At 36.3% G+C, this 515-nt stretch carries 1 pseudogene; it reads left to right on the forward strand.

Annotation, left to right across the window (positions count from 1 at the left end):
- Positions 1 to 254 precede the first annotated feature (254 nt).
- Positions 255 to 515, forward strand: a pseudogene (locus tag HMPREF3168_RS00845) (hypothetical protein); the annotation flags it as partial.

A 515-nucleotide genomic window follows, 5' to 3' on the forward strand; every position in this document is an offset into this window, starting at 1 on the left:
TTACACAAGTTTTTATACTGAACCTTTTTTGTGTAGACATATAGAAATCGATCATATAATATTCATAGGTGGGAAAAACAGGCTAAAAACTCTTTTAACTTGAAAATAAGCTGGATAATTTTGCCTTCAGTGAGGATAAAAGTTTAATTCTAATTTTCTTCATTTTTTGGCTTAACATCTTTCAATAGTTGAGTATAATTAAGGGCAAGTAATGAAAATTGTTTTGATACCGATATAGGAAAAGGAACCGTATTATGAAGAACAACCGTTTAATGAAAAACCTTGGTAAAGCTACTGTTGCTGCTGCTCTGTTGGCTACTGGCGTAAGCCCAGTTCTGGCCGCAACTGAAAACAAGACTGAAGTTAAGAGCAACAAGACTGCTGCTGAATCTTCATCAAAGAAGACTAGCCCATCAGAATCATCAAAGGCTTCAAGCTCATCAGAAGCTTCAAAGAGTAGCTCTTCAGTAGCTTCATCATCAAGCAAGAAGGCTGCCAAGAAGTCAGCTAAGAAG

It is taken from the genome of Lactobacillus sp. HMSC08B12, assembly GCF_001808415.1.
In the GTDB taxonomy this organism is placed as follows: domain Bacteria; phylum Bacillota; class Bacilli; order Lactobacillales; family Lactobacillaceae; genus Lactobacillus; species Lactobacillus delbrueckii.